Genomic DNA, 17223 nt, shown 5'->3' with positions numbered 1-17223 from the left:
CCCAAATGCCTGCGCCAACAGTGTTTGGCTTGAGGATGCGGGGCAGCTTGCTCATCCAGAAGAAACCCATAGCGCGGCCCTTTCCGCATGACTTCCGCCCCAACAGAGACACTGCACAGCGTCGGTGCCCTTCTTTCCGGGAAGCCCCTGACCGCGGGCCGCTACCACCTCAAGGAACGTTTGGGCCGCGGGTCACTGGCCGAGGTGTTCCGCGCTGCCGACCCCCAGGGCGGCCCTGATGTCGCCGTCAAGGTGGCTGTGGGCAGCTCCAAAAAGCACTTCGAGAGGATCAGCAAGGAAGCGGAGGTCCTGGCGGCACTGAACCACCCCTCCATCATCAAGTTCATTGCACAGGGCGTGATGCCGGCCGGGACGCCGCTGGCCGGCCGCCCGTTCCTGGTTGAAGAGCTGGCCCTCGGCGCGAGCCTGTCGGAGGCAGTCCGCACGGGCCGGCCCCGCTCCGGTGATGTTGCAGGTTGGGCGCACGGCCTTTTTGGGGCACTTGCCCATCTGCATGGGCAGGGATTGGTCCACCGCGACATCAAGCCCGCCAACCTGATGCTCAGCGGCTTGCGGAGGAGCCCGGTACGCATCGTTGACTTCGGCATCGTGGCTGCCACCGGTTCGGCTCCGGAGCCAGGCATGTCATCAGGAACAGTGCACTACATGAGCCCGGAGCAGGCTGCGGGCGGACCCGCCCGGGCCTCGTGGGACATCTATGCCATGGGCCTGGTCCTGCTGGAGCTTCTCACTGGGTCCAAGGCCTTTCCGGGCACCACCATCGAATCCCTGGTGGCCAGGACGCTTCGCAGCCCGGCCATTCCGGACTCGCTGGGTCCCGAATGGTGCAACTTCCTCGGAGCCCTTACGGCCATGGACAGCGATGCACGGCCGACGGCGGCTGAGGCGGCCGTGTTGGCCGCTCAGCTTTTGCCCACGGCAGCAGGTGGCGAGGCCGACAGCAGCTGCCGGAAGATGGCTGTGTTCCCCGCCCGAAGGATCAGGCAGCTGCTTTAGGGCTCCTCCGCATTCCGTCCGGTGGGGTCCTCAGCGGTGGGATCGGCAAGTGCCAGCCCGCCCACCGGGCTGCCGTCCCAATGGACAAGCCTCCACCCGCTCTCCGCGTCGCCCTCAAGCGCCACAATTCCGGTGTTTGCCAGTACATGCTTTGCTGCGAACTCGTGGTCGGCGTCCTTGGCCCGCCGCCCGGCCCAGGTGCGGATGGCAGCGCCGTGGCTGACAACTGCCGCCGTGGCCTCATCCCCGGACGCACGTTCCAGAACCCGGGCGATGGCAGCATCAAACCGGTCAAAGAAGTCATGGCCGTCCGGGCCGGCCGGCATTCGCTGGTCAAGATCTCCGGCCGCCCAGGAAAACACTGTGCCCATGTACCGCTTGTGCGACTCGTGGTCCGTCAGCTTTTCCAGTGACCCGGCCTCGATTTCGTGAAGGCCGTCCATGACTTCGACGTCCAGGCTGTGCAGCCGGCCCAATGGCGCCGCAGTGATCTGGGTTCGAACCAGGGTGGAGGCGTACAGGGCCTCGATCGGCTCGTTGGCCAACGAACGGGCCAGGGCCTCCGCCTGCCGCTCACCCAGTTCAGTAAGCCCGGGGCCGGGGTGGGCAGTGTCCAGTTGGCCAAGCACATTGCCCGGGGTTTGTCCGTGGCGGATGAGGAGCAGCTTCATTCCTCCAGTTTCGCACCTTGGAACGGGCGCTTTGCCCGGCCACGGGAGAGCCGGGAAAGAAGTAGGCGCCGGGCCTTCCCAGGCCCGGCGCCGCCGTCGTACGTCTACTTCAGGTGGTCCACCAGCTGGTCAGCGATGCCGGTGTACTTGCCGGGGGTCAATGCGAGGAGGCGCGCTTCGGCTTCGGGGGAGAGGCCAAGGCCCTGGACGAATTCCTGCATGCGGGCGGCATCCACGCGCTGTCCGCGGGTGAGGTCCTTGAGCCGCTCGTAGGGGTTCTCCATGCCTTTGACGCCCGCGATGGCTTCGGCGCGCATGACCATCTGGATCGCTTCGCCCAGGACCTCCCAGTTGGTGTCCAGGTCTCCGGCCAGGACGTCCTCGGCAACGTCGAGGCGTTCCAGGCCCTTGGCCACGTTGGAGATGGCCAGGAGTGAGTGGCCAAATGCCACACCGATGTTGCGCTGGCTGGAGGAGTCTGTGAGGTCGCGCTGCCAGCGGGAGGTGACCAGCGTGGATCCCAATACGTCCAGCAGCCCGGAGGAGATCTCCAGGTTGGCCTCGGCGTTTTCGAAGCGGATGGGGTTGACCTTGTGCGGCATGGTGGAAGATCCCGTGGCGCCGGCCACGGGGACCTGCGCGAAGTAGCCGATGGAGATGTAGCTCCAGATATCCGTGCAGACGTTGTGGAGGATGCGGTTGAAGCGCGCGACGTCGGCGTAGAGTTCAGCCTGCCAGTCGTGGCTTTCAATCTGCGTGGTCAGCGGATTCCAGGTCAGGCCCAGGGCCTCCACGAAGGATTTTGACACCTGCTGCCAGTCCGCGCCCGGAACCGACGCAACGTGGGCGGCGTAGGTACCGGTGGCGCCGTTGATCTTGCCCAGGTATTCGGTTTTGGCGATGCGGTCGAGCTGGCGCGTGAGGCGGTGCGCGATAACGGCCAGTTCCTTGCCGAGCGTGGTGGGGGTGGCGGGCTGGCCGTGAGTGCGCGACAGCATGGGGACAGCACGGTTGTCCTGCGCCATCTTGCTGATCTGGGCCACCAGGGCGCGCGCTGCCGGAAGCCACACGTCCTCCACGGCGCCCTTGACGCCCAGTGCGTAGGAAAGGTTGTTGATGTCCTCGGAGGTGCAGCCGAAGTGCACCATGGCTGTGAGGTTCTCGATGCCGATGGCCGGGAGCCGGCGGCCGATGTAGTACTCCACAGCCTTTACGTCGTGGACGGTTACGGCCTCGATGTCAGCCAGCTCGGCCACCGATCCGGCGTCGAATTCGGTGACGATGGCCCGCAGCTGGTCCTGCTGCCCGGGTGTCAGGGGGCCGGCGCCGGGAAGCACGTTGTTGCTGGTCAGATGGATGAGCCATTCAACTTCCACTGCCACGCGGTCGCGGTTGAGGGCTGCCTCCGACAGGTAATCCACGAGCGGGGCGACGGCGGACTGATAGCGGCCGTCCAGCGGGCCGAGCGCGATTTTTTCCGGGGACGCGGCGAGGGCCAGGCGTCCTGAGGGCGTACGGGTGTCAGCTGTGGCGGCAGTTTCAGGCATGTGCTGATTCTTTCACGAACTCCCGCGGCCGCTTTAGCCGTTCCCGCAGGATTACTTGTCCACATAGCCGACGGCGGCGGTTGGGCCGGGAGGTTGTCCTCCGTAGCGTTCACTTCAGTAGTTCAAGGGGCGTCCGGAGCTACCGGACGGTCCGGGAAAGGGAAAGGCAATGGGCAGTGAGCCGGCAGGGGTGAACCTGCAACAAGATATGTTGCGCGCTTCCCAGGTGGAGCAGTTGGCGGACCGCGTGGGCTATTGCGTTGGTCGCGGTGAGGACGTGCTGGCAGGCTTTAGGAATATTCAGATGCTCGATTGGGAGTCACCGGCCGGCCGTGCGTACCGGGACGCGGTATCGCTGCAGTCTGCTGCCTTGCGGCGCGCCCTTGAGGCGCTCGTTGAAGCAAAGGCTGCTGTGGAGCGGCATGCCCGCGAAACCTTCACCGCTGATTGCACTTACCCGGGCCGGCCCTGATGACCGAAGTTGCGCCTGCGGGGAGCGGCTCCATCAGGGTGTACGGTCCTCCTGACGACGGGCCCCTTACCATCCGTGGCGGCGTGGGCGGCATCAGTTTCCAGCTGGAGGAACTGGCCGGAGGTGCCGAAAGGGTGGATGACCTCGCCGCCAGGCTTGCCGAACTGGAGGTTGAGGCGCGCCGCATCTGGGAGGACCTCGTTCCCTTCCAGAATCTGCCCAGGTGGTCCGGGACCATGGCCCTCAGTGCGGTTGGTGAGTCAGAGCGGAGCCTTCAGGCAGTGCGGACCGAACTGCAGCGCATCAGCAGCGAGGTCCGCGCCTGCAAACGGGAGTACGAGATGGCGGAGTCACTTGCCAACACTGCCCGGTGGATGGGCATAGTCAGTCCCACAGATGTCCGCGATTCGTTGGCCAATATGGCAGCCACGCACTTTCCTGATGACAAAACGATGGAGTCGATCACGGCCAGCCTGGGGCTCGCGGCCGGTGATGTGAAGCGGCGGGTTGCGGAGGAAACCTTGGTCTGGGATGCCCTTGCGCGTTCCGGCACCCTCAGCCGTCCGATTGACATTCGCCTGGAGGAGACCGTTCCGGTGAGCCTGGACGCTTCTCCGGCCGGCCTGCTGGAACGTATCCGACTTATAGATGCGCGCGGTGCCGGCTTTATCGAGGTCGTCGAAATCGTCAACGGAGGGGAAAAGGCCTATGTGGTTATAGTCCCCGGCACTCAACCTGCTGGTTTCGGGGTCGGCGGGGAAAACCCTTTTGATGAAACCGGAGTAGCGGAGGCAATGGTCTACAGCTCGGACGAAATGAGGGTTGCCGCGCTCCAGGCCCTCAATGCGGCGGGCGCCGAGCACGGAGCCCCCGTGGTGGCGGTGGGGTACAGCCAGGGCGGTATCCATGCCATGAATCTGGCTGCGGATCCGCGGTTTCTCCGGGATTACGACCTGCGGTACGTGCTGACTGCCGGCTCCCCAGTCGCCGGCGTTAATCCCGTGCCAGGAGTGCAGTCACTGCACCTTGAACATCGCGCCGACTGGGTGCCGGGCTCGGACGGGGCCCCAAATCCGGACACGAGGGACCGTGTGACGGTCTCCCTGAGCAACACGCCGAGGGCCGCAGAAGGCGAAGGCGGGATCGGAATCGGCCACACTCTCAGCACTTATCAGGACGGCGCTCGGCTCGTTTCAGCCAGCAACGACCTCTCCTTGGCCGGGTCCACCGCCGCACTGGGGGCTGTACTGGGAGCCGGCGGCGCGGCCACCGCTACCCGCTTTTCCCTGGCCCGGACCAAGGCTCCCGCGCCAAACCTCCACGCAGCAGATACCCGCAGGCAGGAGCGCGGATATGGCGGACGGTAGCGTGGCCGGGACGCGGCTCCAGCACCTGCCGTGCGCGCAGTCCCCGGGAATTCAGCTACCTTCGGGTTCCAGCAATCCGGCCGGCCACCAACGAGATCAGCGTGATGATGATCGCCGCGAAAACAGCAGTCCAGAAGAAGGAGTCGATGGTGAAGTGCACCGGCGTGTAGCTGCTGATCCAGGATGTCAGGTAAAGCATCGCCGCGTTAATGACAATCGTGAACAGGCCGAGGGTGAGGATGGTGATGGGCAGCGCGAGGAGGCTCACCAGTGGGCAGACCAAGGCATTCACCAGGCCGAAGATGGCGCCAATGAACAAGTAGGCGAGGACGATCCCAATGGTGTCCGTCCCTTGCGTCACACCGGTTTGCGCCACTGCGTCGGTGGCTGCTGAGCTGGAGATCTTCAACCCCGGCAGGATCCAGCCGGCCACCCAAAGGGCAAGGGCATTGATCAGTACCCGGGCAATCAGTCGCATAACCCAATGGTTGCACATGGCCCTGAAGGCCCTGCGGGTAGCGCTGATGCGTCGACCCGTTCCGTGCGTCAAGCACCGGCCCCGGTGCCGCGGGTACGCGTGACGGCCGCCCGAAAGCCCGTGTCAAATATCAACTAACCCTTGACAAGAAGAAACCGTTTTCCCATAGTTGAGAAATCGCTTTCTGACGTGCTGGCGCTTCGAGGCCAGCACCGAAGCGTGGTTCATTCCAATGGAGGAAGAGAGATCATGCGCAAGAAGATGCCATTCGCGCCCGTATCGGTCGCCGCGGTCATCGCCGTATCCCTGCTCGCAGCACCTGCCCATTCGTCAGCATCCCCGTCCCCGCAGGCGGATCCAACAGCCCAGACCGCACGCCAGCCCCTTGAACGCCAAGTTCTCCCCCAGAACGACGGCTGGGCAGCCTCGGGGGCCGGCACAACGGGAGGATCAGTGGCTGCGGAAGACCGGGTCTACGACGTCTCCAACAAAGGACAATTCCTCGCGGCCCTCGCTACGGGCATGGAGCCCAAAATCATCAGGGTCCACGGGGACATTGCTGCGAACGCCAGCGTGGACGGCGCACCGATCAGCTGTGAAGATTACGCCAGCGGTACTGGCTACTCGCTGGCCCAGTACCTCCATGATTTCGACCCGACCCGCTACGGAACCGCGAAAAAGCCGGAGGGCACGCAGGAGAACGCGCGGCGACTGGCCGCATCCAAGCAGGCCGCCGCCATCCGCTGGGACATCCCCAGCAACACGACGATCGTGGGGGCCGGCCCGGACAGCAGCATCACCGGAGCTGCCCTGAGGATCAGCGGAGCCGAAAACGTCATCTTCCGGAACCTCACAGTGCGGGATGCCGCCGACTGCTTCCCCGCGTGGGACCCTACGGACGGTGCCACCGGCAACTGGAACAGCGAGTATGACCTGCTGCAAATCATCAACGGCTCGAAGCACGTGTGGGTGGACCACTCGCACTTCACTGATGCCCCGAACCTGGACAGCGCCCAGCCCAGCTACTTCGGCCGGCCGTACCAGGTCCACGACGGAGCAGTGGACGTCACCAACGGCTCCGACCTTGTGACGATGTCCTACAACCGGTTCTCCGAGCACGACAAGCTCCTGCTCATCGGCTCGACGGACTCGACCAACCGGGGAGACGCCGGCAAGCTGCGGGTGACCATCCACCACAACGTTTTCGAGAACGTCGGCCAGCGTGCACCCCGGGTCCGTTTCGGACAAGTGGACGTTTACAACAACCACTTCAAGACAACTCCGGATTCGGATATCCCGTATGGCTACACCTTCGGGGCAGGTGTTGAGTCCCACCTGCACGCCGAGGCCAACGCCTTCACACTCCCGGCGGACATCCCCGTGCAGTCCCTGATTTCCTACTTCAAGGGGAAGGTCATCACCACCAGCGGAAACGCAGTCAATGGCAAAATCGTCGATCTCCGCGCCGCCTATAACGAAACTGCGCCTGCGGACAGGCAGTTGAGCGCCGATGACACCTGGACGCCTGTACTGCGGACGCACGTCAACGCCGCCCAGGCCGTTCCCGCACTCCTGGCGGACGCCGTCGGGCCCGTCTTCACGGCAGGGGATGCCCGCTGATGCGGGGCTTCCAACCCACGCGCCGCTCAATGCTCGCGGCTGTGGCAGCTGGAGCAGTGACCGCGGCCGCGGGCCTCGCCGGGCCAGGGGTTGCCCGCTCGGAAGCCGCAGTCCGTGCCGTGGCGGTCCCCCCAACGGCAAGAACCAAGCCCGTGATATTCGTGGTGGGCGATTCCACTTCCTCCGCCTACCAGCACTCGGAGCGTCCCCGGGCCGGCTGGGGGCAGGCCCTCCCGCTGTTGCTGGGACCACAGGCTGACGTCTTTGACTACGCCTGGTCCGGAGCTTCGTCCAAGAGCTTCGCCGATGCCGGCCTGCTGGACGAGGTGGTGGCCTTGCTCCAGCCTGGCGACTACCTGCTCATCTCCTTCGGGCACAACGACGAGAAGGTGGAGGACCCCGCCAGGGGAACCGATCCGCAGACCACTTTCAAGGAGTACCTGCAGAGGTACGTCGACGGTGCCGCCGGCCGTGGCGCGAAGGCGATACTGGTGACGCCCGTGGAACGACGCCGGTTCAGTGCCCTTGGCATCGCCCAGGACTCCCACGGCGCCTACCCGCAGGCTGTCCGTGAACTCGCGGCCGCCACCGGGACGCCGCTTGTGGACCTCACCGCTTCTTCGAAGGATCTGTGGCAGCAGCTCGGCGCAGAGGGAACCAAGTCCCACTTCCTCTATGCCTCGCCGGGCCAGTACCCGCAGTACCCGCAAGGCGTGACCGACAATACGCATTTCCAGGCGCAAGGCGCCCTGGCCGTGGCCAGGCTGGTTGCGTCTGAACTACGGGCACAACAGGCACTTCCCCCCGGGTACTTCCAGCACCTCGACGCCCGCTTGGATGCTCTCACGGGCATCTACTGGCCCAGTGAACGCCCTGTGGACAAGCCCGTCGTCCTGGACGTGGGCAGGGGCCAGGCGTTCGCGACAGTCCAGGCAGCCGTTGACGCGGTTCCGACAGGCAGCACCCGCCGAACCCTTATTCGGATCCAGCCGGGCATCTACCGGGAAGCCATCAGGGTGCCGGCCAACAAGCCAAGAATCTCGTTCCTCGGGCTCGGCGGGAAAGCGGAAGACGTTGTCCTGGTTTACAACAACGCCTCCGGCACGCCCAAGCCGGATGGCACGGGACCCTACGGGACGGGCGGAAGCGCAAGCGTTCGAATTGACGGACCGGACTTCACCGCTGCCAACATCACGTTCAGCAATGACTTTGACGAGGCCGCCAACCAAGACATGAAGAACCGCCAGGCGGTGGCGCTCTTCCTGGCAGGAGACCGTGCCGTCCTTAACAACGTCCGGTGCTTGGGCAACCAGGACACTCTGCTGGTTGATTCCCCTTCCCGCGGGGTACAGGCGCGCTTCTTCTTCAGGAGCTGCTACATCGAAGGCGACGTGGATTTCATCTTCGGCCGGGGCACGGCTGTCTTCGCAGACAGTGAAATCCGCTCCCTTGACCGTGGTTCCGGCAGCAACAACGGCTACGTCTCCGCCGGCAGCCTGAACATTGGGATCAAGCACGGGTATTTGTTTACCGGCTGCCGCTTTGTCTCCGACGCCGCCGCTGGTTCGGTCCATCTGGGGCGCCCCTGGCATCCCAGCGGGGATGTGGAGGCCATTGCCCAGGTGCTGATCCGGGATTCCTGGCTCGGTGCGCACATTTCCGGCACACCCTGGACGGATATGAGCGGATTCTCCTGGCGAGATGCGCGCTTCCACGAGTTCAACAACAACGGTCCGGGGTCCCGCATCACCCCGGAAAGGCCACAACTCGAACCGGGGCTGGCGCAAGAGTTCACGTTGGACGCCTATCTCCAGGGACTCGACGGTTGGGCTCCCCAGTTGGCAGGCACCCGTTTGGACAGCACTCCGCGGGTGTAGGTGCCTGCTAACAGGGAGCGAGGAGGAGGGGCAGGTGGCCGGACGGGGTCTGCGATTAGCGCCCGTCCGGCCCCGTGCCACCACGCGGGGGCTGAGGCATCGGTGCGCCGAATGCCTCCTTCCGTCCTGCGGCCGGAGAAGTAGGCTGGTTTGCATGACTTCATCAGATACCCTCGCCGGGGGCATCCAGCCGCGCCCAGTAGTGGCAAAGCTGCCACGCTACGCCGCTGGCAAACCTCCCGTCGCCGTGGACGGACTGACCAGCTACAAGCTGTCCTCGAACGAAAACCCGCTGCCCCCGATTCCGGCAGTCCTTGAGGCAATTACGCGGCAGACGGACTTTAACCGCTACCCGGATCCGCTGAGCAGCAGGCTTCGTACAGAGCTCGCAGCGTTCCTCGATGTACCCGCCGAAGATATCATCACCGGCGCAGGCAGCCTGGGCGCCCTGAACCAGCTGCTGGCCGCATTCGCCGGACGGAACGAAGACGGCAAGCCCGATGAAGTTATTTATGCCTGGCGCTCCTTCGAGGCATATCCCATCAGCGTTGGCCTCTCCGGTGCCGAAGGCGTCCCCGTTCCGCTGGGTCCCGGCGGCCGCCACGATCTCAAAGCCATGGCGGCGGCAGTCACAGCCCGCACCAAGGTGATCCTCCTGTGCACCCCCAACAATCCCACCGGTCCTGCCCTGGCTGCGGCCGAGACGAAGGCGTTTATCCGCTCCGTCCCGTCTGACGTGGTGGTGGTGATCGACGAGGCATACCAGGAGTTCGTTCGGGCAGCGGATGCGGTCGATGGGATCGCGCTGTACCGCAAGTACCCCAACGTTGTTGTGCTCCGGACCTTCTCAAAGGCACACGGGCTTGCCGGCCTCCGGGTGGGCTACAGTGTCTCCAATCCTGTGCTGACCCAACACCTGCGGGTGGCAGCCACCCCGTTCGCCGTGTCGCAGATTGCAGAAACTGCCGCAATTGTTTCCCTGCAGAATTACCCGCAAGTTGTGGAGAGGGTACAAAAACTGGTGGACGAACGGGAACGCGTCATGGCAGGGCTGCGGAGCCTCGACTGGGCTGTTCCAGATGCCCAGGGGAACTTCGTCTGGCTGGATCTTGGCGATGACAGCACCGGGTTTGCCGAGCTGGCTGCCACGCAGGCGTTGTCCGTGCGGGCGTTTCCCGGCGAAGGCGTCCGGGTCAGCATCGGGGAGGAAGAAGCCAATACGCGTTTTCTTGCTCTGTGTGCGGACTATACAAAGGCCCCGCGGGGTTCCTAGCACTTAACAAGTAGCCTCGCGGTTACTTACTGAAGATAAAGTTAGGATCAGTAAGCCATTATATATGCCGCAGGAGGAATCCATTCCCCTTGCGGCATATATCCCAGCGACATTTGCATTGCATCCGGATGCGGCAAGCAAGGAGACGGTATGGGCGCACATCTGCCTGCCACCGAGTTCGATGGAACAGCTGTAGACGACCAGCGCGAGGCTGATGCCGAAGCTGTAATGGGCGAGCCTCCGGCGCAGATGGTCCAGCTCCTCGGCCCCGACGGGAAAATGGGTTTCGATCCTGTCTTCACCGGCTACGCCGAAAAGCTCACCCCGGAGAAGCTCCGGGGGCTCTACGCCGACATGGCCGCAATACGCCGGTTCGACGTCGAAGCCACAGCCCTGCAGCGGCAGGGCCAGTTGGCGCTCTGGGTTCCGTTGACCGGCCAGGAAGCCGCCCAGATCGGTTCGGGCCGGGCCAGCCAGCCGCAGGACTACATCTTCCCCACATACCGCGAGCACGGTGTTGCATGGACCCGCAATGTGGACCTGGCCGAGCTCCTGCGCCAGTTCCGCGGTGTCTCCAACGGGGGATGGAACCCGAAGGACACCAACTTCCACCTCTACACCCTGGTGCTGGCCGCCCAGACGCTTCACGCGGTGGGCTACGCCATGGGTATCCAGCGGGACCAGAAGCTCGCCGCCGCAGGTGCCGGGGCGATCAACGTCGGCGGGCCCGTCAACGAGGCTGCCGACGCAGCGGTGATCGCCTACTTCGGCGACGGCGCCAGCTCCGAGGGTGACGTCCACGAATCCATGGTGTTCGCCTCCTCCTACAACGCGCCCGTGGTGTTCTTCTGCCAGAACAACCACTGGGCCATCTCCGTCCCCACCAACGTGCAGACGCGGGTGCCGCTGTCCAACCGGGCCAAGGGCTACGGCTTTCCCGGCATCCGGGTGGACGGCAACGACGTCATCGCCGTGCACGCCGTCACCGAGTGGGCCCTGGAGCACGCGCGCCAGGGCAAGGGCCCGGTCCTGATCGAGGCGTTCACCTACAGGGTTGGTGCACACACGACCGCGGATGACCCCACCAAATACCGCGAGTCGGCGGAGGAGGACGCCTGGCGGGCCAAGGATCCACTGATGCGTCTAGAGAAGTACCTGCGCTCCGAAGGCCTCGCCGATGAGGCGTTCTTTGCCAAGGTGAAAGCTGACGGCGACGAGCTGGCAGCCTACGTCCGGCGCACCACCCATGACCTGGAAACCCCGGATATTCGGTCCGCGTTCGCCAACACTTACGTGGAAGCCCATCCGCTGGTGGCAGAGGAACTGGCCTGGTTTGAGGAGTACTCGGCGGGCTTCGCAGGTGAAGAACCTGCAGGAGAACCCGCCCGGCAGGCAGCAACCGCGAAGGCATCCCAAGAGGCAGGCCACTGATGACGAGCATGACCATCGCCAAGGCCATAAACGAAGGCCTTCGAGCAGCACTAACGGACAACCCCAAGTCACTGCTGATGGGTGAGGACATCGGCGCCCTGGGCGGCGTGTACCGCGTGACGGACGGGCTGATCGGAGAGTTCGGCCCCGACCGCGTGGTGGACACCCCGCTGGCAGAGTCGGGCATCATCGGCACTGCGATCGGCCTCGCACTGCGCGGCTACACCCCGGTGTGTGAAATCCAGTTCGACGGGTTTGTTTTCCCGGGCTTCAACCAGATCACCACCCAGCTGGCCAAGATGCATGCCCGCAGCAACGGCAACCTCACCGTTCCGGTGGTCATCCGCATCCCCTACGGCGGCGGCATCGGCTCGGTGGAGCACCATTCCGAATCTCCCGAAGCGCTCTTTGCCCACACGGCGGGGCTGCGGATCATCACCCCGTCCAACCCGCATGACGCGTACTGGATGATCCAGCAGGCGGTGGACTGCCAGGATCCGGTGATCATTTTCGAGCCCAAGCGCCGCTACTGGCTCAAGGGCGAGGTTGACGTCGAGGCGCCGGGCCTGGCGGCGGACCCGTTCAAGGCCCATGTCCTCCGGGCCGGGACGGACGCCACCATCGTGGCGTACGGGCCGCTGGTACCGGTAGCGCTGGCCGCGGCGAACGCGGCGGAGGAGGACGGACGCAGCGTTGAGGTGATCGACCTGCGCTCCATCTCGCCCCTTGACTTCGATACCGTTACGGCCTCGGTGAAAAAGACCGGACGGCTGATTGTGGCCCACGAGGCACCCACCTTTGGCGGAATCGGCGGCGAAATCGCTGCCCGGATCAGTGAGCGGGCGTTCCATTCCCTGGAGGCGCCGGTGATCCGCGTGGGCGGCTTCCACATGCCTTATCCCGTTGCCAAGGTGGAGGAAGACTACCTTCCGGACATCGACCGCATCCTCGAGGCGCTGGACCGCGCCCTCTCCTACTGAGGACACCATGACTCTGAACAAGTTCAACCTGCCTGACGTCGGCGAGGGCCTTACCGAGGCGGAGATTGTCTCCTGGAAGGTCAAGCCCGGTGACGCCGTCGCCATCAACGATGTCCTCTGTGAGATCGAGACGGCCAAGTCCATCGTGGAGTTGCCCTCGCCGTTCGCCGGCACCGTCAGCGAACTGCTGGTCCCCGAAGGCATCACCATCGACGTCGGCACCGCCATTATCAGCGTCAGCAGCGAGGTGGCCGGGGTTCCCACACCGGCTGACGTCCGTGCTCCCGAGACGCCCGTGCAGCCGCTCTACGGCACGCTTCCGGGGTCCGACGGCGACGCAACGGAAAGCGCGCGGGCGGCGGGTCCGCTGGTGGGTTCCGGTCCCAAAGCCGACGCCGTCAAGCGCCGGCCGCGGATTTCTACCGGTTCAACCACTGGCGGCGCTGCCGGCGCCCTGACAGCTAACGCCCCGGAAGTCGAGCCCGTCCAGCCCCACACCCCTGCTGCCGTGACCGCCGAACCACCGGCAAGCACAGCACATGCTGTGCAGGCGGCTGCCGCCCATACCGCCGGCGACGCCGTCGACACCCGTCCAACGCTTGGCGGCACCATCACGGGCCTGGTGAACAAGGTGCTGGCCAAGCCCCCGGTCCGCAAGATCGCCCGCGACCTTGGCATCGACCTGGCGGACGTGGTGGCAACGGGCTCACGCGGAGAGGTGACGCGCGAGGACCTGGTCAGCTACCAGGCCCAGCGGGACGCCGAGCTGGACAAGGCGGACGGCTTTTGGGGCAAAGCAGGAAAGCCGCAGGACCAGCGGGTGGAACGGATCCCCGTCAAGGGCGTCCGCAAGGCCACGGCGAAGGCGATGGTGGACTCGGCCTTCTCGGCACCCCACGTCAGCATCTTCGTGGACGTGGATGCCAGCCGCACCATGGAGTTCGTCAAGAGGCTCAAGGCCTCGCGCGACTTCGAAGGCATCCGGGTATCGCCGCTGCTCATCCTCGCAAAGGCCGTGATCTGGGCAGCCGCCCGGAACCCCAGCGTCAACGCCACCTGGGTGGACAACGGCGAAGGCACCGCCGAGATCCAGGTCAAGCACTACATGAACCTGGGCATCGCAGCGGCAACGCCGCGCGGCCTGATGGTCCCGAACATCAAAAACGCGCAGGACCTGTCCTTGAAGGAGTTGGCGCTGGCCCTGAACAACCTGGCCACCACCGCCAGGGCAGGCAAGACCCAGCCCGCCGAGATGCAGGGCGGGACGCTGACCATCACCAACATCGGAGCCCTGGGCATCGACACCGGCACGCCGATCATCAACCCCGGCGAGGTGGCGATCGTCGCCTTCGGAACCATCAAGCAGAAGCCCTGGGTCCTTGACGGCGAAGTGATTCCCCGCTGGATCACCACCCTTGGCGGCTCGTTCGATCACCGTGTGGTGGACGGCGACCTGTCGGCCCGCTTTATGGCCGACGTCGCCGCCATCCTGGAGGAACCGGCGCTGCTGCTGGACTAGGAACTGACAACTGTGGTGACTGATGCCGGGCGTATCCGTGCCAAAAACAGGGCAGCCAGATGGATCACGGAGACGTTGCAGCCGCCGGTGGTGGTGAGCGTGCAGTTGTTGATCAGTCCCCTGACGCAGGCCGGTTTTCCCGAAACGATGGCCTACGGCGCCCTGGCGGCGCTGTTTGTCTGCGTGATCCCACTGGTCCTGCTGCTGGTCCTGGTGAGGCTGGGTAAAGTCACCGACCATCACGTGAGCGACCGCAAACAGCGGGCGCCCGTACTGCTGATGGCGCTGGCTTCAATTGTGGCCGGACTGCTGGTGCTGAACGCGGCGGGAGCCCCGCAAAGCGTCGTGGCCATGGTGCTGGGAGTGGTAGCCGGCGTGGTTGTGCTGGCAGGCGTCAGTCCATTTTGGAAGATCAGCGGGCATGCTGCCGCCATTTCGTCTTCTGCGGTGATCGCGGTGCTCATGCTCGGAGCGCCGTGGCTTCCGCTGCTGCTGCTTATCCCGGCGGTGGGGTGGTCGCGGGTAGTGCTGCGCGCCCACACCCTCGCGCAGGTGGTTGCCGGTTCACTTTTCGGCGGCCTGGTGATGGCCGGAATCTGGTGGGCACTGCAAGGCTGGATGGTGCCTTAGGGAGTGCCTCAGTAGATGGCGTAGGCCGAGAGCATTTCAATTGCGGTGGGATTCGCCATTGTTCCCAGGGCAACTGCTGCTGTCACCATCAGCGCACCCATTCCCGCAGCCACGGCTCCGCAGACGGTCAAAATTTTCCAGTCCTCGCGCATCACGCTGCCCACTGTGGCGGGAAGCTCCAGGCCCGGGGCGATCAGGTTCGGTGCGCTGTCCACGGTTCCGTCATCCAGCAGCGCCACCACCCTGCCGTTGCTGCGGTCGACGCGCATGGAGCAGATGTGGTTTCCGTGGCGGGCCAGGAGGATGTCGTGGCCTACGAGGTGGCGGCGCTGGAGAGTGATCAATGGTGCCCCTTGATAAGTGTGGATGCTGGGTGTCCGCTCCATTGGGGGCTTATCCAATTTTATCGTTGCGCCCGGGCCCACACTGGCCTATCAGGCGTGAGAACGGACACCCCCCGGAGCGACCTTTGCCACCTCAGGGAGTGTCCGCAGTAACGTCTAGTCGGCGTCGTAGGTGTTGGCGATGTAAACGTCGCACGGAGCGTTGTGGGCTACGCTGTTGGCCACGCTGCCAAGGACGCGCCCAATGCCCTGCATCCTGCGGTTTCCCACCACGATGATGCGGGCTTCCATCCGCAGCGCCTCCTTGATCAGGGCGTCGGCCGGGCGGCCACGGGCTGCGGAGTAGGTCACCTTGATGTCGCGGCCCAGGGATTCAGCGACCGTGCGGGCCACGTGCTCGGCGGCATCAGCGTCGGACACGATCCACCGGTCGCTGCCGCTGCCGAACACTTCCGTGCGGTCGCTGTCGAAGGCTGAGACCACGTGAAGCGAGGCTCCCAGTGCTGCGGCGAGATCCCGGGCCGACTCCGCCGCCTTCTTGGCTGTACCGCTGCCGTCAACCCCTACAACGATGATTCCGCTCATGTGTTGCTCCTTTGCTTGGTGTGCGGCTTAAGTCAGTGAGCCCAAGGCTACAGCGCGGCGATGGCTTCCTGCAGCACTGGCGCAAGGCGCCGCACACCTTCGGTAATGGCCTCGGGCGGGACGGCGCTGTAGGCCAGGCGCAGCTTGTTGGAGGGCTCGTCTGACGGCGTGAAGGCGGCGCCGGGGATAAACACCACTCCGGCGTCGATTGCCTTTTGCAGCAGCGGGTAAGTGTCCAGCCCCTCCGGCAGTGTCACCCAGACAAAGAACCCGCCCTCCGGGCTGGTCCAGCTGGTCCCGGCGGGCATGTGTGCTTCCAGGGCAGCGAGCATCGCCCGGCACCGCTCCGCATACAGTCCACGGTACGTTTCAATCTGGCCCCGCCAGTCGTAGTCGCGCAGGTACGCGGATACCAGCATCTGGTTGAGGGCCGGCGGGCAAAGGGTTACCGCTTCGGCCGCAAGGTAGTACCGGCGTTGCAGGTGTTCGGGCACCAGCGCCCAGCCGATGCGGAGCCCGGGCGCGAAGATCTTTGAGAAAGAGCCCATATAAATAACGTCGGCCGGGTTGTCGGCGCGGAGGGGTGGCAGCGGTTCCCCATCAAAGCGCAGGAGTCCGTAGGGGTTGTCCTCGAGGATCAAAATATTCGCGTTGCGGCATATGTCCACGATCTTCTGCCGCCGCTCCCGGGCTAGGGTGATTCCGGACGGATTGTTGAAGTTGGGGATGGTGTAGAGGAACTTCACGCTCTTGCCGGCGAGTTGCAGGGCGGCGATCCTGGCCTCGAGGAGATCCGGAACCAGGCCGTCCCCGTCCATCTCCACCGTTTCCACCTGGACCTGGTACGCCTCAAAGGTATTCAACGCACCCACATAGGTGGGGTCTTCCACCAGCACCACGTCCCCGGGATTGCAGAAGACCTTGGTGGCAACATCCTGGGCGGACTGGGATCCTGCGGTGATCACCACGTTCCGGGGCAGGGCGTCGAGAATGCCCTCGGCCGCCATCACTTCGCAAATTTGGGCCCGCAGCTCTTCGGTGCCCTGGCCGCTGCCGTACTGGAGGGCCGCCAGGCCGTCCTCGGCGATGATGGTTGCCGCAGTGGCGGCCAGCCGGTCAAGGGGGAGGGACTGCAGGTAGGGACTTCCGCCTGCAAGGGAAACCAGCCCGGGGCGCAGGGAGATGTCGAAGACGTCCCTGACGGCGGACTGGCGGATGTTGGCGGCGCGCTCTGAGAAGAGTTCCTCATGGCGGTGGGCGGACGTTGCCGCCCGCTCGATGGCATCAATGGCTTCGGCAGGCAGCGTCTGTGCTGCGGCGTCGAGTGTCTCGTGGCTCACATCAATCAGGATACAGGCGAGTGTTGCTAAATAGGCAACACTCGTTGAGCAAAGACGTGCGGCGGCGCAAGC

The 17223-nt window shown here is 64.8% G+C and carries 16 protein-coding genes; 10 read left to right on the top strand and 6 right to left on the bottom strand.

Going from position 1 to position 17223, the window contains the following annotated elements:
* The first annotated feature begins 87 nt into the window (after nt 1-87).
* Nucleotides 88-1017 (top strand): serine/threonine-protein kinase, encoded by a 930-nt coding sequence (locus M1D93_RS19400; RefSeq protein WP_461173065.1) that lies wholly within the window; start codon nt 88-90, stop codon nt 1015-1017.
* Here the strand turns inward: M1D93_RS19400 and M1D93_RS19395 are convergent.
* Nucleotides 1014-1688, bottom strand: coding sequence for a histidine phosphatase family protein (locus M1D93_RS19395; RefSeq protein ID WP_461173064.1), 675 nt, complete (start codon nt 1686-1688; stop codon nt 1014-1016). The two genes, M1D93_RS19400 and M1D93_RS19395, sit on opposite strands and share 4 nt — an antisense overlap.
* A 104-nt stretch (nt 1689-1792) precedes the next feature.
* Nucleotides 1793-3235: an adenylosuccinate lyase gene (gene purB, locus M1D93_RS19390; RefSeq protein ID WP_461173063.1), complete on the bottom strand. Its 1443-nt coding sequence runs from the start codon at nt 3233-3235 to the stop codon at nt 1793-1795.
* A gap of 169 nt (nt 3236-3404) precedes the next feature.
* On the opposite strand from purB, the gene M1D93_RS19385 reads away from it, so the two are divergent.
* Nucleotides 3405-3707, top strand: a complete 303-nt coding sequence (locus tag M1D93_RS19385; protein WP_461173062.1) for a hypothetical protein — start codon at nt 3405-3407, stop codon at nt 3705-3707.
* Entirely contained in the window at nt 3707-5074 is a 1368-nt protein-coding gene (locus M1D93_RS19380; protein WP_461173061.1) for a hypothetical protein, read from the top strand. Before M1D93_RS19385 ends, M1D93_RS19380 begins: the two co-directional genes overlap by 1 nt.
* Nucleotides 5075-5129: 55 nt before the next feature.
* Here M1D93_RS19380 and M1D93_RS19375 read toward each other — a convergent pair whose 3' ends face one another.
* Nucleotides 5130-5552 (bottom strand): phage holin family protein, encoded by a 423-nt coding sequence (locus M1D93_RS19375; protein ID WP_461173060.1) that lies wholly within the window; start codon nt 5550-5552, stop codon nt 5130-5132.
* 249 nt (nt 5553-5801) lie between these two features.
* On the opposite strand from M1D93_RS19375, the gene M1D93_RS19370 reads away from it, so the two are divergent.
* From M1D93_RS19370 to M1D93_RS19340, 7 genes are all read left to right on the top strand, one after another.
* On the top strand, nt 5802-7172 hold the full coding sequence (locus tag M1D93_RS19370; RefSeq protein WP_461173059.1) for a pectate lyase family protein: 1371 nt from the start codon (nt 5802-5804) through the stop codon (nt 7170-7172).
* Nucleotides 7173-7213: 41 nt separating this feature from the next.
* Entirely contained in the window at nt 7214-9049 is a 1836-nt protein-coding gene (locus tag M1D93_RS19365; protein WP_461173058.1) for a pectinesterase family protein, read from the top strand.
* Between the two features lie 154 nt (nt 9050-9203).
* Nucleotides 9204-10322: a histidinol-phosphate transaminase gene (locus M1D93_RS19360; RefSeq protein WP_461173057.1), complete on the top strand. Its 1119-nt coding sequence runs from the start codon at nt 9204-9206 to the stop codon at nt 10320-10322.
* Nucleotides 10323-10472: 150 nt separating this feature from the next.
* Nucleotides 10473-11753: a pyruvate dehydrogenase (acetyl-transferring) E1 component subunit alpha gene (pdhA, locus tag M1D93_RS19355; protein WP_461173056.1), complete on the top strand. Its 1281-nt coding sequence runs from the start codon at nt 10473-10475 to the stop codon at nt 11751-11753.
* Nucleotides 11753-12733, top strand: a complete 981-nt coding sequence (locus tag M1D93_RS19350; protein ID WP_461173055.1) for an alpha-ketoacid dehydrogenase subunit beta — start codon at nt 11753-11755, stop codon at nt 12731-12733. The genes pdhA and M1D93_RS19350 overlap by 1 nt, the downstream gene beginning before the upstream one ends.
* Nucleotides 12734-12740: 7 nt before the next feature.
* Nucleotides 12741-14252 carry a dihydrolipoamide acetyltransferase family protein gene (locus M1D93_RS19345; RefSeq protein WP_461173054.1) on the top strand — a complete coding sequence of 504 codons (1512 nt, stop codon included), beginning with the start codon at nt 12741-12743 and terminating at the stop codon, nt 14250-14252.
* A gap of 15 nt (nt 14253-14267) precedes the next feature.
* Nucleotides 14268-14882: a phosphatase PAP2 family protein gene (locus M1D93_RS19340; protein WP_461173053.1), complete on the top strand. Its 615-nt coding sequence runs from the start codon at nt 14268-14270 to the stop codon at nt 14880-14882.
* Between the two features lie 8 nt (nt 14883-14890).
* Here M1D93_RS19340 and M1D93_RS19335 read toward each other — a convergent pair whose 3' ends face one another.
* The 3 genes from M1D93_RS19335 to M1D93_RS19325 form a co-directional block, all read right to left on the bottom strand.
* Nucleotides 14891-15226, bottom strand: a complete 336-nt coding sequence (locus M1D93_RS19335; protein ID WP_461173052.1) for a hypothetical protein — start codon at nt 15224-15226, stop codon at nt 14891-14893.
* Between the two features lie 156 nt (nt 15227-15382).
* Complete coding sequence (locus M1D93_RS19330; protein WP_461173051.1) at nt 15383-15811, bottom strand: universal stress protein; 429 nt, start codon at nt 15809-15811, stop codon at nt 15383-15385.
* A 47-nt stretch (nt 15812-15858) separates the two neighbouring features.
* Complete coding sequence (locus tag M1D93_RS19325; protein ID WP_461173050.1) at nt 15859-17151, bottom strand: aminotransferase-like domain-containing protein; 1293 nt, start codon at nt 17149-17151, stop codon at nt 15859-15861.
* Nucleotides 17152-17223 lie beyond the last annotated feature (72 nt).

It is taken from the genome of Arthrobacter sp. Z1-9 (assembly GCF_054792695.1).
This window is presented reverse-complemented; position numbering and strand designations above follow the sequence as displayed.

Excerpts from the sequence above, each read along its gene's own strand:
- pdhA (WP_461173056.1), top strand. The coding sequence starts at position 10,473 with ATGGGCGCACATCTGCCTGCCACCGAGTTCGATGGAACAGCTGTAGAC.
- M1D93_RS19360 (WP_461173057.1), top strand. The coding sequence starts at position 9,204 with ATGACTTCATCAGATACCCTCGCCGGGGGCATCCAGCCGCGCCCAGTA.
- M1D93_RS19350 (WP_461173055.1), top strand. The coding sequence starts at position 11,753 with ATGACGAGCATGACCATCGCCAAGGCCATAAACGAAGGCCTTCGAGCA.
- M1D93_RS19345 (WP_461173054.1), top strand. The coding sequence starts at position 12,741 with ATGACTCTGAACAAGTTCAACCTGCCTGACGTCGGCGAGGGCCTTACC.
- M1D93_RS19395 (WP_461173064.1), bottom strand. The coding sequence starts at position 1,688 with ATGAAGCTGCTCCTCATCCGCCACGGACAAACCCCGGGCAATGTGCTT.
- M1D93_RS19380 (WP_461173061.1), top strand. The coding sequence starts at position 3,707 with ATGACCGAAGTTGCGCCTGCGGGGAGCGGCTCCATCAGGGTGTACGGT.
- M1D93_RS19330 (WP_461173051.1), bottom strand. The coding sequence starts at position 15,811 with ATGAGCGGAATCATCGTTGTAGGGGTTGACGGCAGCGGTACAGCCAAG.
- M1D93_RS19385 (WP_461173062.1), top strand. The coding sequence starts at position 3,405 with ATGGGCAGTGAGCCGGCAGGGGTGAACCTGCAACAAGATATGTTGCGC.
- M1D93_RS19375 (WP_461173060.1), bottom strand. The coding sequence starts at position 5,552 with ATGCGACTGATTGCCCGGGTACTGATCAATGCCCTTGCCCTTTGGGTG.
- M1D93_RS19400 (WP_461173065.1), top strand. The coding sequence starts at position 88 with ATGACTTCCGCCCCAACAGAGACACTGCACAGCGTCGGTGCCCTTCTT.
- purB (WP_461173063.1), bottom strand. The coding sequence starts at position 3,235 with ATGCCTGAAACTGCCGCCACAGCTGACACCCGTACGCCCTCAGGACGC.
- M1D93_RS19370 (WP_461173059.1), top strand. The coding sequence starts at position 5,802 with ATGCGCAAGAAGATGCCATTCGCGCCCGTATCGGTCGCCGCGGTCATC.